Annotated in this window: 17 protein-coding genes; 5 read left to right on the top strand and 12 right to left on the bottom strand. The window is 62.9% G+C overall.

What is annotated here, in order from left to right:
• Positions 1-83 precede the first annotated feature (83 nt).
• The 4 genes from OJ996_RS15060 to OJ996_RS15045 all read right to left on the bottom strand — a co-directional run bounded on the left by OJ996_RS15060 (position 84) and on the right by OJ996_RS15045 (position 7,428).
• Positions 84-554 (bottom strand): GNAT family N-acetyltransferase, encoded by a 471-nt coding sequence (locus OJ996_RS15060; protein WP_264514444.1) that lies wholly within the window; start codon positions 552-554, stop codon positions 84-86.
• Between the two features lie 93 nt (positions 555-647).
• Positions 648-1,679, bottom strand: a complete 1,032-nt coding sequence (gene fbaA, locus OJ996_RS15055) for a class II fructose-bisphosphate aldolase (protein WP_264514442.1) — start codon at positions 1,677-1,679, stop codon at positions 648-650.
• A gap of 194 nt (positions 1,680-1,873) precedes the next feature.
• Positions 1,874-2,473 carry a PEP-CTERM sorting domain-containing protein gene (locus tag OJ996_RS15050; RefSeq protein ID WP_264514441.1) on the bottom strand — a complete coding sequence of 200 codons (600 nt, stop codon included), beginning with the start codon at positions 2,471-2,473 and terminating at the stop codon, positions 1,874-1,876.
• A 23-nt stretch (positions 2,474-2,496) separates the two neighbouring features.
• Positions 2,497-7,428, bottom strand: a complete 4,932-nt coding sequence (locus OJ996_RS15045) for a beta strand repeat-containing protein (RefSeq protein ID WP_264514440.1) — start codon at positions 7,426-7,428, stop codon at positions 2,497-2,499.
• A 77-nt stretch (positions 7,429-7,505) separates the two neighbouring features.
• On the opposite strand from OJ996_RS15045, the gene OJ996_RS15040 reads away from it, so the two are divergent.
• Positions 7,506-7,802 carry a DUF6916 family protein gene (locus tag OJ996_RS15040; protein WP_264514439.1) on the top strand — a complete coding sequence of 99 codons (297 nt, stop codon included), beginning with the start codon at positions 7,506-7,508 and terminating at the stop codon, positions 7,800-7,802.
• On the opposite strand, the gene OJ996_RS15035 is transcribed toward OJ996_RS15040, so the two are convergent.
• The 6 genes from OJ996_RS15035 to OJ996_RS15010 all read right to left on the bottom strand — a co-directional run bounded on the left by OJ996_RS15035 (position 7,799) and on the right by OJ996_RS15010 (position 11,451).
• Positions 7,799-8,290, bottom strand: a complete 492-nt coding sequence (locus OJ996_RS15035) for a GNAT family N-acetyltransferase (RefSeq protein WP_264514438.1) — start codon at positions 8,288-8,290, stop codon at positions 7,799-7,801. The two genes, OJ996_RS15040 and OJ996_RS15035, sit on opposite strands and share 4 nt — an antisense overlap.
• A 2-nt stretch (positions 8,291-8,292) precedes the next feature.
• On the bottom strand, positions 8,293-8,814 hold the full coding sequence (locus OJ996_RS15030; protein WP_264514437.1) for a phage tail protein: 522 nt from the start codon (positions 8,812-8,814) through the stop codon (positions 8,293-8,295).
• Positions 8,815-8,821: 7 nt separating this feature from the next.
• The gene (locus OJ996_RS15025; RefSeq protein WP_264514436.1) at positions 8,822-9,331 is read right to left on the bottom strand and encodes a phage tail protein; all 510 of its coding nucleotides are present in this window, start codon (positions 9,329-9,331) and stop codon (positions 8,822-8,824) included.
• Positions 9,332-9,344: 13 nt separating this feature from the next.
• Positions 9,345-9,845 (bottom strand): phage tail protein, encoded by a 501-nt coding sequence (locus tag OJ996_RS15020; RefSeq protein WP_264514435.1) that lies wholly within the window; start codon positions 9,843-9,845, stop codon positions 9,345-9,347.
• A 24-nt stretch (positions 9,846-9,869) separates the two neighbouring features.
• Positions 9,870-10,403, bottom strand: a complete 534-nt coding sequence (locus OJ996_RS15015) for a DUF6916 family protein (protein ID WP_264514434.1) — start codon at positions 10,401-10,403, stop codon at positions 9,870-9,872.
• Between the two features lie 175 nt (positions 10,404-10,578).
• Positions 10,579-11,451 carry a helix-turn-helix transcriptional regulator gene (locus OJ996_RS15010; protein ID WP_264514433.1) on the bottom strand — a complete coding sequence of 291 codons (873 nt, stop codon included), beginning with the start codon at positions 11,449-11,451 and terminating at the stop codon, positions 10,579-10,581.
• 123 nt (positions 11,452-11,574) lie between these two features.
• On the opposite strand from OJ996_RS15010, the gene OJ996_RS15005 reads away from it, so the two are divergent.
• Genes OJ996_RS15005 through OJ996_RS14990 form a run of 4 tightly spaced genes read left to right on the top strand, consistent with a single transcriptional unit; the run spans position 11,575 to position 15,803 of the window.
• Complete coding sequence (locus OJ996_RS15005; protein WP_264514432.1) at positions 11,575-12,534, top strand: aldo/keto reductase; 960 nt, start codon at positions 11,575-11,577, stop codon at positions 12,532-12,534.
• Positions 12,535-12,573: 39 nt separating this feature from the next.
• Entirely contained in the window at positions 12,574-13,221 is a 648-nt protein-coding gene (locus OJ996_RS15000; protein WP_264514431.1) for a cyclase family protein, read from the top strand.
• Positions 13,218-14,708, top strand: coding sequence for a UxaA family hydrolase (locus tag OJ996_RS14995; protein WP_264514430.1), 1,491 nt, complete (start codon positions 13,218-13,220; stop codon positions 14,706-14,708). The genes OJ996_RS15000 and OJ996_RS14995 overlap by 4 nt, the downstream gene beginning before the upstream one ends.
• 24 nt (positions 14,709-14,732) lie before the next feature.
• A complete protein-coding gene (locus OJ996_RS14990) occupies positions 14,733-15,803 on the top strand; it encodes a mannitol dehydrogenase family protein (protein ID WP_264514429.1) in 1,071 nt (356 codons plus the stop codon).
• A gap of 4 nt (positions 15,804-15,807) precedes the next feature.
• Here OJ996_RS14990 and OJ996_RS14985 read toward each other — a convergent pair whose 3' ends face one another.
• Positions 15,808-16,548, bottom strand: a complete 741-nt coding sequence (locus tag OJ996_RS14985; RefSeq protein WP_264514428.1) for an exosortase-associated EpsI family protein — start codon at positions 16,546-16,548, stop codon at positions 15,808-15,810.
• Complete coding sequence (locus tag OJ996_RS14980; protein WP_264514427.1) at positions 16,545-17,531, bottom strand: exosortase/archaeosortase family protein; 987 nt, start codon at positions 17,529-17,531, stop codon at positions 16,545-16,547. Before OJ996_RS14980 ends, OJ996_RS14985 begins: the two co-directional genes overlap by 4 nt.
• Positions 17,532-17,534: the final 3 nt, after the last annotated feature.

Genomic DNA, 17,534 nt, shown 5'->3' with positions numbered 1-17,534 from the left:
GGAATGGGATTGTTCCTCCCCATTCTGGCATTCCGGTTTCCGAAGTTACATGATTTCTGCTCCCACCTGATATTTTCCTCCAGTCATCCCGGATCGGAAACGAATCGGGACTCCATGATGAAGTTGATCAGAATCTGATCTCCGATCAGCACCTGATTGTCCCTCACTAGCACGAATCCGTGCTTCTCGAAGAAGGGCCGCGCCGTGATCGACACCTCTGCGAATAGCCGCTTGATGCCCATGCGCTCCGCCTCGGCTTTCACCGCGGCCATGATTTCCGACATGACCCCACGCCGCGCATAGACCGGGTTCACATAGGTGCAGTCGATGTGCCCGTCGGGATCCATTTCCATGAATCCCGCCACCTCGCCTTCGATCTCCTTCACGAAGGGCTGCTTCCTCTCGCAGCGCTCCCGCCACTTCTCCCAATCGATCTTCCCGTTCGACCATGCGGCCAGTTGCTCCGGCGTGTAGTCCGCCGCGGCGAGACGATGGATTGCCTCATGGTAGATCCGCCCGATCTCCAAGTGATCTCCCTCCCGATACCGTCTCACCATCGTGACGAAGATCTCATCGATCGCGTCCTTTCCGGTCCAAACAAAAAAGGCGGACCCGTCACCGGGTCCGCCTTCTTCAAAGGATCTCGCTCAGACGGTTCCGAAGATCGTCTTACCGGCGGAGAGCAGGTCGTTGCAGGCTTCCTTCATGCGCTCGCAGAGGCCCAGCTCGGCCTTCTTCAGGTAGGAGCGCGGGTCGTAGGTCTTCTTGTCGCCCACTTCGCTGTCGATCTTCAGCACGCCTTCGATGTTCTGGCAGATGTGCGTCACGATCGGGCGGGTGAAGGCATACTGCGTGTCGGTGTCGATGTTCATCTTCACCACTCCGTAGTCCAGGGTCTCGCGCAGGTCGCTCTCGGAGGTGCCGGAGCCGCCGTGGAAGACCAGGTCCATCTCCGCTGCCGCGCCGTGCTTGTCGGTCACTGCCTTCTGGCCATCGCGCAGGATGGAGGGCTTCAGCTTCACCGCACCCGGCTTGTAGGTGCCGTGCACGTTGCCGAAGGTGGCGGCGAAGAGGAAGCGGCCGATCGGGCTGAGCGCCTCGTACACCTGCACCATGTCCTCGGGCGTGGTGTAGAGCTTGTCGGAGGGCAGGCCGGAGGTGTCGTGGCCGTCTTCTTCACCACCCACGCAGCCGGCTTCGACTTCGAGGATGATGTCCAGCTCCGCGCACTCCTTGAGCAGCTCTTGGGAAATCTTGAGGTTCTCGTCCAGCGGCACCACCGAGCCGTCGAACATGTGGCTCTGGAACAGTGGGCCCTTGCCAGCGGCGATGCGCTCGCGGGAGGCCTGCAGCAGCGGCTTCAGGAAGCCCTCGACCTTCGCCGGGTGGCAGTGGTCGGTGTGCAGCGCGATCAGGACATCGTACTTCTCGGCCAGGCGATGGCAGGCCTCGGCCAGCACGATCGCACCGAAGGCGGCATCCTTCACCGAAGTGCCGGAAGCGAACTCGCCGCCACCGGTGGAAACCTGGATGATGCCGTCGGACTTGGCCTCGGCAAAGGCGCGCAACGCACCGTTGATCGTGGTGATCGAGGTGACGTTGATGGCCGGGTAAGCGTAGCCACCTTTCTGGGCGGCATCGAGCATGGCGCGGTATTGCGCGGGAGTTGCGACGGGCATGGCGGGGAGCGGGGTAACGGACGATGGGCGGCAGCGCAAGGCCGGAACGTAGCAGTGGCCGCGGTACGCAAACCGCGTGCCAGTTGCTTTCCTCACTCCTCCGCCCTCAAGGTGACATTTGTGTTGGAAAAGGATCGGGCGAGGCAGGGAAACCCGCCTCGCCCGGAACTTTCGCAACGACAACGAATTGATCTTCAAGCGCGCCGGCGACGGCGCAGCAGGAGCGGCGCGAGGCCGAACAGAAGCAGTGAGGACGGCTCCGGCACCGCACCCGTCAGGATCGGCGCACCGGTATCTTCAAAGGCCCAGCCGGTCACGACCCCGCCCGGGTTGTTCGCCGTCACCTCGATCAGCAGCCAGCCGAAGTAGGGACCGTCGGAGTCATTCGTGGTGAAGGAGAAACCGATGTAGCCTTCCACTCCCTCTTGGAACTGGCTGGTGCCGGGCCCCATGTGGGTGCTCGATCCTCCCGGCGAACCGGCGAAAACCAAGGCGCCGTTGATCTCCACCCCCTCATCCAGTCGCAGGATGCTGGAGGTGTTCAGCACGCCATCGGCCACCGGGTGGAAATCCACGCTGGTGGAGATGACCGAGCCGCCGAAGAAGGGGTTGATGTCCCAGCCCGCCGTCTCGGTGGTGCTGGAGCTCATCCCGTCGATATCGATGTAGATCCCGTCGAAGTTGGTCGGGATGCTGAGGTTCACGACGCCGCTGTAGACGATCGCGGCATCGGCGCTACCGCTGGCGGCGAAGAGTCCCGCTGCCAACAGGCCGAGAATGGAAGTGGTTTTCATAGGCGATGGGTGGGGATCGGGATTCAGGGTGCGAATTCGACGCGGACTCGGAAGAAGCGGGCCTTGCGCCCGTCGGAGAGGAAGAACGGATAAGGCACGCCCACGAGCTCGTAGGCACCGCCGGCCAGCAGCACCTGCGGGGTCGCCGCGGAGGTCTGCCAGGTGGTGAGATCCGCGCTGAACTCGACGTGGTAGCTCAGGCCATCGGTCGCGTAGCTCACGCGGCGCATGAAGAGGGCCTGCATGCTCGGTGCCCCGTTGGTATTCGTGATCTCGTGGAAGGGACGGCCGCGCTGGTTGAGCGTCCGGTTGCCTGCCACCACCGGTGCGTCCAGCACCTGCGGCGAGGAAACGGTGGGATCGGTGCCGAAGGCGAACTCCAGCAGGTTGACCACCCCGTCGCCATCGTAGTCGTCGTCTTGGCCCAGGTCCTCGCCGGTCATCCCGTAGGAGGACAGCCACGCGAGGTAGGCGTTGGCGCTCACGTTGACCGTGAACTCGGTGAAGCCCGTCTCACCCAGCGTATCGGTGCCGGTGATGCGCACGGTGTAGTTGCCCGGCGCGGCGTTCGGATAGTTCCAAGTCCAGGCTCCGGCCGTGCCGCTTACGGAACCGAAGGGATTGCCTCCGCTGGTGGCGGTCAGGGTCACTGCTTCGTTATCCGCGTCGGAGAAGGTTCCGGTCGCGTTCGCGGTCTGGGTCTGCTCGATCGTCACCGTCAGCGGCGCACCGTTCACGGCCAGCACCGGTGCGGCGTTGGTCACGTTGACCGTGCTTTGAACCGTCGGCGCCGGCAGGTAGGTCGCGTTGCCCGCCTGGTTGGCATTCACCGTCACGTCACCCGTGCCGCTGAAGCTGAGCGTTCCTGCGCTGATCTGGCCGGGGCCGCTCTGCAGCGAGAAGGTCACCGCCTCGCCGCTTGCTCCGCCGGTGGCCGAGAGCGGGATCGTTCCCGTGTGGCTGATCGTGGAGGGCAGCGAGAAGGTGATGGCCTGCGTCTTGCGAGCCGCGGAGTAGGTGAAGCTCGTCTGCGTCACCGAGTTCGACAGGCTGGTGCCGTCGTTCGCGCTGATCGTCACCGTCACCGGGCTGGCCGTCTCGGCCACCGGGGTGTAGGACCAGCTCCAGGTGCCGTTCACGTTCTGGGTGATCGTGCCGATGCTGGCGCTCAGGCTCACCGTCTGGGCCGTGTCCGGATCGCTCCAGGTGCCGGTGTTGGTCAGCTCGTCGCTTACGAAACCGCTGACCGCTGCCGTATTGGCCGCTACCACCGGAGGCAGGTTGCCTTGGTAAGGAGTCACCGTCGCATCGTTCGCCGCGCCCGTCGCCGGGTCGTTGGTCACCACGTTCGCGAAGTTGCTTCCGGAGACGGTGCCCTGCACCGAGATCGAAGTGCCCACTGCCAGGTCGACTTCGGCTTGGAAGGTCAGCGTCACCGACTTGCCGGCCGGCAGGTCGCCGATGACCAGTGCGGAGGTCAGATACTCGTCATGGGACTTGCCCGTGGGGATCGCACCGTTGGCTTCGCCGGAGTGCGGCAGGCGCCGTTCGCCGGGGATCAGGTAGCCATACATCAGCTTCTCGCGGGCGCTGCTCTCGTAGATGTCGCCGAGGCCGAACTGGTGACCCAGCTCGTGCATCACGGTGGTCAGCAGGTCCATGCGGTTCTGGCCGAGGCTGCCGGGGCCCGCCTTCAGGCGGCCTTCACCCGCGAACTCTTCGTCGCTCGCCGGGGTCTCGTCGATGAACCACCCGGTCGTCGCGGCATCCGAGTCCAGCTCGATGAACCCGGGGCGGCTGGCTCCCAGGTGCAGGCCGTGCAGATCGGCCACCGTCACGCGGACCGCGGAGAGAAGCTCTTGCTGGGCGGGATTCAGGCCGGTGGCCATCCAGCGTTCGCGTGCCGCGGTGGTGATCACATCCAGCTCGTCCTGCGTGAGGTTTGTCGTCACGCGGCCGGCAGGAGCAGTGGTTTCGCCCTCTTCGATCGCCGGCTCGGCGATCTCGGCCGGAGCCGGAAGCGGCAGGAATTCGGGATCGAGCATCAGCGGCAGCGATGGTGCCGTCGGTGGCACGGCCGCCGGGATGCTGGCATTGTTGTTGAAGACCGTGGTGCCCGCGCCGATCTGGGCGAGCCCACCGCCGGACAGGTTGGCGCTCTGGATGTTCGTCGCGCTGACCGCGCCGGCGCCCGGGCCCTTCACGTTGACCTGTCCGCCGTTGTTGATGAGGTATTCGATCGGACCGATGTTGGTCCCCGAGTCGGCGGTATTACCGGAGAGGTCGAGGTTCATCACCCCGCCGATGCGACTGTCTGCATAGAAGACCGGCGCACCTACCGCGGCGTCGTCGTTCTTGAAGGTGTTGCCGTTCACCGTCGCATTCATCACGCAGCCGGCGGCTTCGGAGGTGATCTCCACCACGCCGTCGCCGTTGCTATTGCCGTGGCTGCGGATATTGTTGTTGCTGACCAGCACGTTGGCGGTCTTCGGCACCGCATCGCGCAGGCGGATGCGGGCGCCTTCGAAGCCATTACGGCGGGACACCGCATCGGTCTGGCCGATCATGTTGTTCCGCACCACGATGTTGGCAGGCGTGCCGTTTGAGAGCGCACGACCGCGGACTTCCACCGTGAAGGCATCATCATCGGTTTCGTCGATCGTGTTGTTCTCGATCAGCACGTCGAACTTGGTTGGTGCGGGATCCCCTCCATTGATACCCCCGGCATCGCCTGCCGTGATGTTCACGCCGATGCGGCCTGCTTGGTTGTCCAGAGCATCGCCGTCCATCGTGTTCCCCGTGAAGAGGAAGGAGCAGGCCGAGCTGCCGCGGGCGCGGAGATTGACGTTACCCGCGGTGAAATTCCCCATGTAGAGGTCGTGGAAGGTGTTGTTGCGGATGTTGACATTGCAGGTCGCGCTGCCGTCCGCACTGAAGTCGATGCCGCCGAATCCACCCAGCTTCGCGGTCGCCGAGTTGGCATCGTGATCCCACTGCACGGCATCTGCGAAGCTCGAGTTCGCCACTTCCACATTCAGGGTGCCGCTGCCCGAGTGGACGATCTGTACCCCTTCCCCGTCGGAGAGGTTTCTGAAGCTGCAACCGTTGAAAATCTTGATCGCTCCCGATACCGCGCCGGTGAAGACCGCCTCCACGCCGTCCGCTCCTTCCAGCCCGTGGGCAGCGGTATTTTCCATGTCCACGTTGTCGAGACGTAGTTGGGAGAAGCTCACCCCGTTGTTGCGGAAGTTGATCCCGCGCTCCTGGTGTCCCGTGCTGTCATTCCCGGCATCCACGGCACCGTGGAAGCGGCGGATGATCGTGTCCTTCACGGACAAGGTGCCGCTCAGGTCGCGCACGAAGATACCGGCACTGTCGGTCGATACCGTGTTGGAGGATGCCAGGCCGATGTCCTGGATCGTCATGTTGGTGAGCGTGAGGCTTGCCGAGTTGCGGATGTCGATACCGTCGCAGGCCAGGTTGGAAAGCGTGCCGCCGTTGATGGTGACACCGGCGGTCTGGTTCTTGATGAAGATCGCGTCGCCGTCGCCGTCGTTGTCGGGGATGGCGTCGCCACCCGGGTCCGAGGTCGCGACCGTCTGGCGGGTGCCGGCAATCGTGGTCGAAGCGAAGGTAACCGCGGCATTGCCTCCTTCGATGCGGATGCCGTGTCCCGCTGCGCTGCCCGAGAGGCTCGGCATCGAGACCGCGCCGAAGTTGGTCACACCGGTGGAGCCATTGAGGGAGATACCGGTGTTCAGTCTGCCATTCACCGTTACGGCCGCGAAGTTCACCGCTGCCGCCGAGCTGGCGATTGAGATCCCGCCGCCATTCGCGCAGGTGATATTCGTGGCGCCGCTTACCGTGAAGCTGCCGGGGATTCCGCTCAGGAAGACGCCCGTGCCTCCGGCATTCACCGAGTTGACGGTGATCGTGCCCACCGTGATGTTGGTAGCTCCGGTGCCGCTGCTCACCCGCAGCGCCGATCCGTTGGTGGAGGTCAGCGCGCCCACATTCATCGCCAGGAGGCCTACGCTGGCTCCGTTGACTGCGTGGTTGTTCGTGCTCGTGATATCGAGGCCCGAAACCGTGTTGTTCTGACCCAGGGTCAGTGCCACGGCGGTGTGGGAAAGGGTGGGCCGTGTACCGGCGCTGATCAGCGTGGTGCCGTTCACTTGCAGCACGCTACCCGCGCCGATCAGTCGCTGGTCGTTCAGCAGGGTCAGGCCGCCGGTGTGCGTTCCTTCGTAGAGGTAGATCACGTCGCCCGCTTCATCCGGAGCACTGCCGTCGTTCAGCTTGGTGAGGGTCTTCAGCGGCGAGATCGCGGTGCCGGTTCCATCGCTCGCGGCTGCGGGATTCACATACCACACCGGCGTGTCCACCGCGATGGTCACGGTGCCCGTGCCGGTCAGGCCCTTGGCGTCCTTGATCTGATAGACGAAGCTGTCGTTGCCTTCGAAGCCCGCGTTCGGCGTGTAGGTGAAGCTGCCGTTGGCGTTGAAGACGACCTGGCCGTTGGCCGGAGACACCGTCACTTGGTCGAAGCTGAAAGTGTCACCGAGGAACTCGCGGTCGTTGTCGAACGCTGAACCCGCCACAACCCTCTCCGGGCCGGTGCCGGCCGCCACGCCGACCTTCAAGGGCGTGTTGCCGATCGCCTGATAGCTATCGTTCAGCGCGAGCGGCGAGATGTTCTCCTGTCCGTTGAGCTGGTGTGTTTTCGGATCCAGCGGCGCATCGAAGCTCACGCCCGTTGCCGTTTGGTCGCCCGTGTTGGAGATCACCGCGCGGTATTCGATCACGTCACCATCGTTTGCCGTGCCGGCCGGAGCGCCGTCGGTCGGTAGCGAGTCTTCCAAGGTGGCTTGGATCACGGGTGCCGCTTGGGTCGTCGGTATCTGGATGAGCGACCCGAGGAGGAAGGGTAGGACGGTGCTGAAACGGGGTTTCATGGGATCTGGAAGGGGACGGTGTGAAAAGCGTGAAAAACAAACTATCGGTGCTCACCCGGATGAACTAGACCGCTGTCGTGATCGACGCAGGCGAGTTAACCCGGGAGTTCTTCGAAACTAAGATCGGTGAGGTGTTCACGTTGGGCACGCAGCCGGTCGTGGAGTTGAAATTGCTGGAAGTGGTGGCATGGGGTGCCCAGCTCGCCAATGGCGGGCGGGATCCCTTCAGGCTTGAATTTACCGGTCCTGCAGGACTGCGCATGCCGCAGCAGATTTACCGGATGACGCTGGCTTCAGGTGAAGCGATGGAGCTGTTTCTGGTGCAAGTCGCGGATGCCCCGGAAGGCTCGCGTGTCGAAGCGATTTTCTCCTAACAGCTCCGCCATTCCATGAGCTGATAGACTTCGCTGTCGCCCGGCTTCGCTTCGAAGCCGAGCCTTTCGTAAAGCTGTCGAGCCGGGTTCTGATGCTCGACGTGGATGGACAGGCTGCAGCCCGCGGCGGCCGCGCTTGCTTGCAGGTCCCGCAGGATCGCGGTGCCGGTTCCCCGGCCGCGGAATCCGGAATGCAGGGTGATGTCCACGATCCGGTGCTCACCCTTGCGATGATCGAGAACCAGGCGACCCGCATCTTCGCCCGCGAGGGTGATGATGTGCCACTGTGCCCCTGGCATGTGCAGGTGGTAGTGGGCGGTCTGTGCGCTGAACTGGTGATCGATGAACACCTCCTTCTGCTCCCGCTCCCAGCCGGTGACCGCCAACTCGTCTTCCCGCGTCTGACCGTAGAGAACCCGCATGAAAGCGAGGTCTCCGTCGGTTGCGGGGCGGAGTTGGTAGAGCAGTCCTTCATCGGCGGGAATCATGATTAGCCGCGTGGCGGGAAGACCCCCTGCATGGCGATGCAGAAGTTCAGGCAGAGATAGGGCATCATGTTGTTGTGCGGCAGGCTGCCTCCGGTGGGAGCCAGTTCCGTCAGGGCCATCAACTCGTAAGGGCCGGTGTTGGCTCCGTAGAGATCCACCCCGCCACCGGGTAGCATGTTGTTGGCTGGCGAGCCCAGGTCGTCGGAGCGGTCCTGCGAGCCACCCAGCACGTGGGTGTGAATCGGAATCTCCGATTGGAGCAGGGTGACATTCTCGCTGCCCGCCATTTCCCCGAGGAAGCGATCGGATAGTCCCGGACCTTGGCCGGCGGCCACGGCCGCATTTCCCTGCATGTCCGGCAGTGCGAAGGTGGATTTACCATCGCCGCCATAATAGGTTCCCAGCAGGGAGAAGAGCGCGGTATTCTGGCTGATGGGCAGGAGTTGCCCGTTGCAGAAGGCCCAACCCCGCGGCGCGAAGTTGAAGGCGAAGATGCGGATTTCAGCAACAAAGGGATCGGCCATGGCAGTCTTAGGTTTGGCTCGGAAAGATTCCGAAGAGCGAGATGATGTAGTTGATCACCAGGTAGGGCTGCATGTTCTCATGCGGCTGGGATCCTCCGACGGGCGTGATGCCTTGCACCCCCATTGCCGAGGGCGGGCCTGCCGGTGAATAGATGTCGGCTGCGGCATAGACTTGGCCTGTCGGGGAGGGCCCCGTCGCCGAATTGCTGGAAGCCAGAAAGGAATGCGAGTGATTCGGGATCTGGGAAGTGCTGAGCGTTACGCTTTCCACGCCCGCCGCCTCGCCGATCTGATAGGTCACTCCGCTTGAGCCGGTGCCCATGTGGATCGGCACGCGGCTGGCGAGGTTCGGCAATGCGAAGGTGGACTCACCATCCCCGCCATAGGTGGTTCCGATCAATTGGAACAAAGTTTCGTTTTCGGAGATCGGCAGGATCGATCCGTCACAGAACATCCAGCCGGCGGGGGCGAAGTTCCCCGCGAACATCCGGATTTCTCCTACATAAGGTTGGGCCATGAGTCGTGAGGTTTCAGGTTTGGCTCGGGAAGATGCCCTGTAGGGCGACACAGAAGTTCAGCGTCAGGAAGGGCTGCATGTTCTGATGGGCTTGGCTGCCACCGATGCTGGTGACCGTCTGCGGCGCCATCGGCACCAGACCGGTCGCGGAGCCATAGGCATTGCCTGCGGCGCGGCCCGGAAGACGGTTGGATGGATCGTCCGTCGCGGCACCGGTTGGCGTGCACTGCACCATGTGGGCATGGGTCGGCAGCTCCGAGATGGTCACGGTGTGGGCCTCCTGGCCGGCGGCCTGGCCTTGGGTGAAACCGGCGCCCATGTGGATCGGCACCCGTCCGCGCAGGTTGGGCAGCGCGAAGTTAGTCTGGCCGTTGCCGCCATACATGGTGCCCATCAAGGAGAAGAGCGCTTGGTTCTGGTTGATGGGAAGGAACTGTCCGTTGCACAACGCCCAGCCTTTCGGCGGGAAGTTGAAGGACATGATCCGGATTTCAGCGAGGAAGGGTTCGGCCATGGCTCGGAAAGGAAAGGGATCGGGTCAGACGGCGCGGGAGATGATCGCTTCGCAGCGGGCTTGGACGGTGGGTCCTCCCACCGACACGAAGTAGAGGCCGCTTTCGCCCAGGGCCTCGTGGCTGAGGGTCACCATCCCGTCGCCGGGCAGGTTCCCCTTCGGGATCTTGAAAAGGAGGGAATACCCCTCGAAGCGCTTCTGGCCGCCGGCCATCACCAGCAGCGGCCCCACGGTCTCCAGGATCAGGTCCAGCTTGCCGCCGCCTTCCGGACTGCCGCGGAAAGTCTCGCCCACGTGCTGGGCATAGCGCTCGCGTTCGCTCGCCACGCTGGAGTTGGAAACGGTCGTCTCGGCGGCAGCTTCGTTCGCGGCTACCTCTTCGGTCTCCGCGATACGCGGCGCGGCGGTCTTGGAAACGGCAGGCGCGGCGACTTCCTCGTCTTGCTTCCACGGCCAGATCGCGGCTGCGACACCGGCCAGACCGCTGGCACCTGCGAGCGCGATGACGCGCCGTCTGCCCGGAGAATAACCTCCGGGACTATCGGATCCTGAAACCATGGGAGTGAGGGAAGGGGTGAAGATGTGCTGCGGCACGGGAGTGTCGCGGATGCACGCCCACGCTTTCACCCCAAGCTTCGGTTTCCGTCAATCCTAAGTTTCAATTAAACTAAATTATATCGCGTTTTGAAAGTTTTGGGAATGTTATTAAATTGTCACAATTGGGCGTTAAGAGTTAAGTTGCATCGATTCTTGCCGATGCCCGGCGCTTCAGGAATTCCGCGGGTGAGATTCCGTGGATACGCTTGAAAACACGGGAGAAATGAAAGGGATCCAAGCCGAGCGCCTCCGCCACCTCGCGCACGATCAGCCCGCCGCCATCTAGCAGGGCGGCCGCGTGCTGCATCCTCCGGCGTAGCAACACGTGATAGGGCGACGCGTGACCATGCATGGCAAATAGGCGCGAGAGATACGCCGGATCCAAGTGGCAGGCCGCCGCCAGTTCTGTCGCCGTTTTCAGCCCCAAAAACTGAGCATCAATGCAGTCCCGGCATCTCAAATAGCTCTGGTAGGATTGCTCCCGCCCTCCCGTTCCGATCGCGCCATCCGCCAAGGTTCTCAGCAGGATCTCCGTCTGTAGCGCTGCGATCTTCTCCGCCTGCGGTCCTGATCGGCGCCCGCTCTCCAGCACCGCCTTGAAGGCCTCTTCCACCCGCTCCGGATCTCCCGCGCTGCGGAAGCTCCCCGGCACCAGCGCTGCCAGCTTCAAAAGCTCGATTCCCTCCTGACCTGAGAAATCCAGGAAGTACTTCTGCGGCGGATCATCGGGATCCGCCGCAATCACATGCCCGCAGCCCGGCCCGTAGGAAAACACGCTGCCCCGCTCCAAGGCTCTCTCTTTTCCCCCCAAGCTTACCCTTCCTTTCCCTGCCGTCACGAATTCCACACAGAGAAAGGGGAAGTCCTTCCTCTCCACCCGGAAGTCCGCCGCACAGCGCTCCCAGCCCCCGCACACCACCGTCAGCGGATACCCCGGAGCGGGATTCAGGTTCAGGTAAAACCGCCGCGCCTCCCGCACCTGCCGCGAGACAAATTCTGGTGGCTCCAACGCCGGATGATCCATCCTTCCAACATCTCCAATCCTAGCATCAGGTCAAGAATCGTCATGGATTGGCCAAGAACCGCCATGGTCCCCACCACCCCTTTAGCCCATGCTGACCCCCACAAACCCATGAAATACCGCCCGCTCGGCTCCACCGGACTTGAGGTCTCCGTCCTCGGCTTCGGCGGCTCATCCCTCGGCTCCGTCTTCCGCCCGGTCACCCTCGACGATGCCATCGCCACCGTGCACGCCGCCTTGGAGGGCGGCATGAACTTCATCGACGTCTCGCCTTCCTACGGCGAAACCCTCGCCGAACTCCGCCTCGGCCGCGCGCTGGAAGGCATCCCGCGGGATTCCTACATCCTCGCCACCAAGATCGGCAGCTACAGCGAGCCCCGCGGCGATTACGATTTCTCCCGCGCCAGCACCGAGCGCAGCGTCGAGCACAGCCTGAAGCGCCTCGGCGTCGACCACATCGACCTCATTCAGTGCCACGACATCGAGTTTGCGGATCACAATCAGGTCATCGATGAAACCCTTCCGACGCTCCATAATCTGAAGGAGCAAGGGATCGTGCGTCACATCGGGATCACCGGACTCCCGCTCAAGATCTTCCCGTCCATTCTCGATCGCGTCCCGCCCGGCACCGTGGAGACCGTTCTCTCCTTCTGCCACTACGAGCTGAATGACACCTCGCTCGCTGACCTCATTCCCTACCTTCAGGAGAAAGGCGTCGGCATCATCAATGCCTCGCCCACTGGCATGGGTCTGCTCACGCAGCGCGGCGCGCCCTCGTGGCATCCATCCACCCCCACTATCCAGGCAGGCTGTCGGAAAGCCATGGAGCACTGCCGCTCACGTGGCGTCGATATCGTCCAACTCGCCCTTCAGTTCGCCTGTGACAACGAGGCGATTGCCAGCACCTTGGTAGGATCCGCGAATCCCGATAACATCCGTGCGAACATCGCCTACCTCGATCAACCCTTCGACCGCGACCTGCTGGCCGAAGTAATGGAGATCCTCGAGCCCATCCACAACTTTAACTTCACCCGCGGCCTCCCCCAGAACCGCGACCCCATCATCGGCTAGCTTGCTTCTTCGACATTCGTCATTCGTCATTGTATCTACATGCGCTTCTTCGATCTCTCCCAACCGCTCTTCGATGGCTGCCCGAATTGCCATGTGCACCCGCCCGTGCGTTTGCCGCGCAGCGCGGATCACCCGGTGGATGGTTGGCGCATGGAGGAGTTTCACATGGCCTCGCACACCGGCACGCACCTTGATGCGCCGCTGCATAAGATCGCAGGCGGCGCCTCCATCGATGAGCTTCCGCTCGAAACTTTCTGCGGAGAACAGACCATCATCGACCTCACTCATCTCCCCGCTTCGCATGCCATCGGCCCCGCGGATCTCGATGGGGCAGGGGATGTTAGCGATCGCATCCTTCTTCTCAATACCGGCTGGGGTCACAAGCGGGTCATGACAGACGAGTGGATCCATCGCTCGCCCTACCTTTCTCCCGCAGGCGCGCAGTGGATGGTGGCCCAAGGGGTGCGTGCCGTCGGCATCGATCACTTCTCCATCGGCGGCACCGGCCCGGACAATACTCCCACGCATGAGATACTCCTCGGGAATGGGGTGTGGGTCATCGAGGAGCTGTGCTTTCGTCAGGGCTGGCGCGAGTTCGCACAGGGTGCCACCTTCATGGCGCTACCTCTGCTCGTGCCCGGCTTCTCGGGCTCACCTTGCCGTGCGGTCCTCGTGCAAGTCCCATGAAGCTCCTCGTCCAGATCCACCCGGATGACAATGTGGCCGTCGCGCCACAGGCCATCGCCGCGGGTACGCGGGATGAAAGCGGGCTGCTCTTCGCGGCGATTCCCGCCGGGCACAAGGCTGCCCTGCGCCCCATCGCCGCGGGCGATCCCGTCATCAAGTACGGCTTTCCCATCGGGATCGCCAGCATCGCCATCGCAGCCGGGGATCATGTCCATGTCCACAATGTTCGCACCGGTCTCGCGGAGAATACCCGGCTGAAGTACGATCCGGATCGTACTTCAATCGCGCCGGAACCGGACCCTCCCGTCTTCATGGGTTACCGTCGGCCGGATGGCAGGGCCGCCACCCGGAACGAGATCTGGATCATCAATACGGTGGCCTGCGTGAATGTTCCCAGCCAGCGGATCGCGGATCTTGCCGCCCGCGAGTTCCTCGTTCCCGGCGGGCCCATCGATGGCATCCACGCCTTCACGCATCCTTACGGCTGCTCCCAACTGGGCGATGACCTCGGCTACACCCGGAAGATTCTCGCCGGTCTCGTCCGTCATCCGAATGCCGCCGCGGTCCTGATCCTCGGTCTCGGTTGTGAGAACAACACCCTCAAGTCCTTCTTGGCCGAGGCTGGCACGCTCGATCCACAGCGTGTCCGCTTCTTCAATGCGCAAGAAGTGCAGGACGAGATCGAGCACGGTCTTGAAGCGATCCGTGAACTCGTTGCCTATGCCTCCGGATTCAAGCGCGAGCCCATTCCCGCCAGCGAACTCGTGCTTGGCATGAAGTGCGGCGGCAGCGATGGCTTCAGCGGTATCACCGCGAATCCCTTGGTCGGTCGCATTGCTGACCGGCTTTGCGCTTGGGGTGGCACCGCCATCCTCACCGAGGTGCCAGAGATGTTCGGCGCCGAGGCTCCGCTCTTCAACCGCTGCGATAACGAGCAGACCTTCGACGAAGCGATCGGGATGGTGAACCGCTTCAAGGATTACTTCCGACGCCATGGCGAAGCGGTCCACGAGAATCCTTCGCCAGGTAACAAAGAGGGCGGGATCACCACGCTGGAGGAGAAGTCGCTCGGCTGCATTCAGAAAGGGGGGCGCGCTCCGGTGAAGCAGGTCGTCGGCTACGGCGACTCCGCCCGTCAAAGCCTCGGTGGTCTCTGTCTGGTCGAGGCCCCCGGCAACGACGGTGTCTCGAGCACCGCCCTCGCCGCCGCAGGAGCCCATGAGATCCTCTTCACCACCGGTCGCGGCACTCCGCTCGGCGTTCCCGTGCCGACCTTGAAGATCGCCTCCAATCACGAACTTGCTGCCCGCAAGCCGAACTGGATCGACTTCGATGCCGGCCAACTCCTCGACCCCGGCGTCTCCGCCGGCCAAGTCACTGATGACCTCATGACCCTCATTCTCGACGTCGCTTCCGGCAGGCAAGCCCGCAACGAGCGCAATGGCTTCCGCGAGATCACCCTCTGGAAGCAAGGCGTCACTCTCTAGCGATCCCAAGTCTCCCGCCTTCTCATGATCCTCCAATTCGGCGCCGGCAATTTCCTCCGCGCTTTCGTCGACCTCTTCGTCTCCCAAACCGGCTTCGACGAGATCGTCGTGGTCCAATCGACCGGCATCGAAAGAGCGGAAGCAATCAATCGTGCCGGCGGGAAGTACCACGTCGCCATCCAAGGCTATTCCGAAGGCCGGGTGATCGATGAGGTGGAAGAAGTCTCGTCGATCTCCAGCGCGCTCCATGCAGACACGCAGTGGGACGAGGTGCTCGCAGTGGCCCGGCGGCCGGATCTCCGCTGGATCGTCTCGAATACCACCGAGGCTGGCTTCGCCCTCGACCCTGCCGATCATGTAGGGTCCGTTCCGCCCGCTTCCTATCCTGCCAAGCTCCTCGCCGTGCTACTCGCCCGTCATGAAGTTGGCCTACCGGGACCGACCATCCTCCCCTGCGAGCTCATCGAGCAGAATGGCACCAAGCTCCGCGAACTTGTGCTTGAGCAAGCCATTCGCTGGAACGCGGCGCCCGTCGCGCAGGAATGGCTGCGCGATGCCTGCGTCTGGGTGAACAACCTGGTCGACCGCATTGTTCCCGGTCCTCCAAAAAATCATCCGCTACTCTCCAGCGATCCACTGTTGCTCAGTGCGGAGCCCTTCGCGCTCTGGGCGATCGAAACGGCCGAGGCTTTTCCTCTCCGCCATCCCGCCGTGATTTCGGCAGGGGACATTGAGCCGTACTACCTGAGGAAAGTCCGCATCCTGAACGGCCTGCACACTGCTCTCGTTTGTCGTGCCTTGCCGATGGGGATCGGGACGGTCGGGGAATGCTTGGACCACCCCGAACTAGGAACGTGGCTGGAGGATCTCCTCTACTACGAGATCGTCCCCGTGCTTGAAGGTCGGGTCGAGAATCCCGCCGCCTTTGCCAAAGCCACGCTCGATCGCTTCCGGAATCCATTTCTCGAGCACAAGCTCTCCTCCATCGCGCTCAATCACGAAGCCAAGCTCCGCGTCAGACTCATCCCTACCTACGAGGAGTATCGTAGCAAGTTCGGGCGCAAGCCGCCGCTTCTCTCCGCCTTGATCGGCTGAAGGGTCAATTGACCGCCGCGATCTGCTTCCACTCGATGTTCTTGGCGGAGATGTCGCCCAGCAGGGATTTCACCTTCTCGTCCGCCATCTCCAGCGGGGGGAGCTTCTCCAGTCCTGCGACCGTCGTCCCCTCCGCTTTGAAGGGCATGCTCACGAGCACGTAGGCCCATTGCTGCGCCTGGCCCTTCTTAAGCCGGTCTTTCATGTCCACCAGCGCCCGCTCCGAATGGCTCTCGGTGATGTTCTCGTGACCTACGAAGAAGTAGTAGGTCAGATAGTTGAGCTCGACGAAGTCGTCGTTCGATTTGCCGGTCGGTAGCTTGATCTTGGATAGCAGGCGTCGCGTCGGCACCGTGCCCGATCCCGGGATCTCCAGGCTGGTCTTCTCGGAATTGTAGATGACGTGGCCTTGGGCGCCCATGCAGCGCTCCGGCCGGTGAATCGAGTTCGCGAGGTCTTTTCCGGAGAGGACGATCGAAAGGTCAGCGGAGTCGGCAAAGCGGCGTCCGATCGAGTCGAATTCGCCCTCACGCACCAGAATGCAGCGAGCCTTGGAGAAGCGGGTGTCCTTTGCCAGCGAGCCGATCTCCTGCGGAGTGGGGTCTACCTTCTCGGTCATCCAGCCTCCCAGATTCTCCGGAATCTCCATCTTCATCGCCGATCCCGTCACTTGGAACGGGGGCAGGAAAAAGATGGTGGAAAGCCCTGCCGCGAGAACCGCTGCCAGAATGAAGCCGCGTTTCATGGGACGGATACGGTGCTGGCCTTCGGTTCGGATTCACCCACCACCCGGCGCACCTGCCGCTTCCGCGGGCGCTTCCAAGGGAGGCCTTGTTCGAGGGCGGAGTGCACCAGCAGCAGCAGGAACAGGGAGATGGGATAGAAAATCACCAGGCCCGACCAATCGTGCCAAGTGTTGGCGGCGAATTTTGGATCGCCGAACTCGGAAATCACGAAGATCGAGGTCAGCCGCATCATGTTCCCCAAGATCGCCAGTGGGAAGGCGGAGAGCAGCAGGATCGCCTTCTTCCAAAGCGAGACCTTGGCCAGGTAGGCCCAGACCGAGGAGATCATGATCAGCGCCATCAGCGAGCGGATGCCACCGCAGCCTTCGTTGATCTCCAGCGGCTCCCAAGTCCCGTGCGCGGAGAAGATCTGCGTACCGCGGACGATGGTTTCGATGCCGAACAGGCTCGAACCCCACTGCGCCATGTGCGTGGAGAGCACTTGGAGATGCGTGGTGGCCTGCTGGAACTGCGGCACCGGGATCCCGATCCACAGGAAAAACAGCGGGAAGAACAGCACCCGGGACACCGGCCAACCCCACAGGTAGAGCGAGGCCCCCCATAGGATCATCGGCAGACCGCCGATCGCCAGCCGTGGCTGGCCGCAGCGATGCGCGATCACGAAAAAGGCCATTCCGAGGATCGCCGCCGCCATCCCGATCCCCATCCCCTTGGCACCTTGGGCCAGATTCTTCAGGTTCTTCCACTGCCACGCGATCAGTCCGACCATGATGATCGGCACCATGAACCCGTGCTCGAAATCGTTTTCCGAGTTCCAGGTGCTCTGCAGCCAGGCGGCAGGGGTGTGGGTGCCGGCATTGCCGAAACCTTGGACCACGAAGTAGAAAATCGCGACGATCAGGCCGCACAGCGCCGGTGCTACCCATAGGGGCAGACCTCGCTTGTCCTGGGCCGGGGGTGATGGCGGGTTCGGACTTTCCATCAT

The sequence above is a fragment of the Luteolibacter rhizosphaerae genome, assembly GCF_025950095.1.
Lineage (GTDB): Bacteria > Verrucomicrobiota > Verrucomicrobiia > Verrucomicrobiales > Akkermansiaceae > Haloferula > Haloferula rhizosphaerae.
This window is presented reverse-complemented; position numbering and strand designations above follow the sequence as displayed.

Excerpts from the sequence above, each read along its gene's own strand:
- OJ996_RS15050 (WP_264514441.1), bottom strand. The coding sequence starts at position 2,473 with ATGAAAACCACTTCCATTCTCGGCCTGTTGGCAGCGGGACTCTTCGCC.
- OJ996_RS14995 (WP_264514430.1), top strand. The coding sequence starts at position 13,218 with ATGAAGCTCCTCGTCCAGATCCACCCGGATGACAATGTGGCCGTCGCG.
- OJ996_RS15035 (WP_264514438.1), bottom strand. The coding sequence starts at position 8,290 with ATGATTCCCGCCGATGAAGGACTGCTCTACCAACTCCGCCCCGCAACC.
- OJ996_RS15005 (WP_264514432.1), top strand. The coding sequence starts at position 11,575 with ATGAAATACCGCCCGCTCGGCTCCACCGGACTTGAGGTCTCCGTCCTC.
- OJ996_RS15030 (WP_264514437.1), bottom strand. The coding sequence starts at position 8,814 with ATGGCCGATCCCTTTGTTGCTGAAATCCGCATCTTCGCCTTCAACTTC.
- OJ996_RS15045 (WP_264514440.1), bottom strand. The coding sequence starts at position 7,428 with ATGAAACCCCGTTTCAGCACCGTCCTACCCTTCCTCCTCGGGTCGCTC.
- OJ996_RS15000 (WP_264514431.1), top strand. The coding sequence starts at position 12,574 with ATGCGCTTCTTCGATCTCTCCCAACCGCTCTTCGATGGCTGCCCGAAT.
- OJ996_RS15025 (WP_264514436.1), bottom strand. The coding sequence starts at position 9,331 with ATGGCCCAACCTTATGTAGGAGAAATCCGGATGTTCGCGGGGAACTTC.
- OJ996_RS15020 (WP_264514435.1), bottom strand. The coding sequence starts at position 9,845 with ATGGCCGAACCCTTCCTCGCTGAAATCCGGATCATGTCCTTCAACTTC.
- fbaA (WP_264514442.1), bottom strand. The coding sequence starts at position 1,679 with ATGCCCGTCGCAACTCCCGCGCAATACCGCGCCATGCTCGATGCCGCC.
- OJ996_RS15015 (WP_264514434.1), bottom strand. The coding sequence starts at position 10,403 with ATGGTTTCAGGATCCGATAGTCCCGGAGGTTATTCTCCGGGCAGACGG.
- OJ996_RS14990 (WP_264514429.1), top strand. The coding sequence starts at position 14,733 with ATGATCCTCCAATTCGGCGCCGGCAATTTCCTCCGCGCTTTCGTCGAC.
- OJ996_RS14985 (WP_264514428.1), bottom strand. The coding sequence starts at position 16,548 with ATGAAACGCGGCTTCATTCTGGCAGCGGTTCTCGCGGCAGGGCTTTCC.
- OJ996_RS14980 (WP_264514427.1), bottom strand. The coding sequence starts at position 17,531 with ATGGAAAGTCCGAACCCGCCATCACCCCCGGCCCAGGACAAGCGAGGT.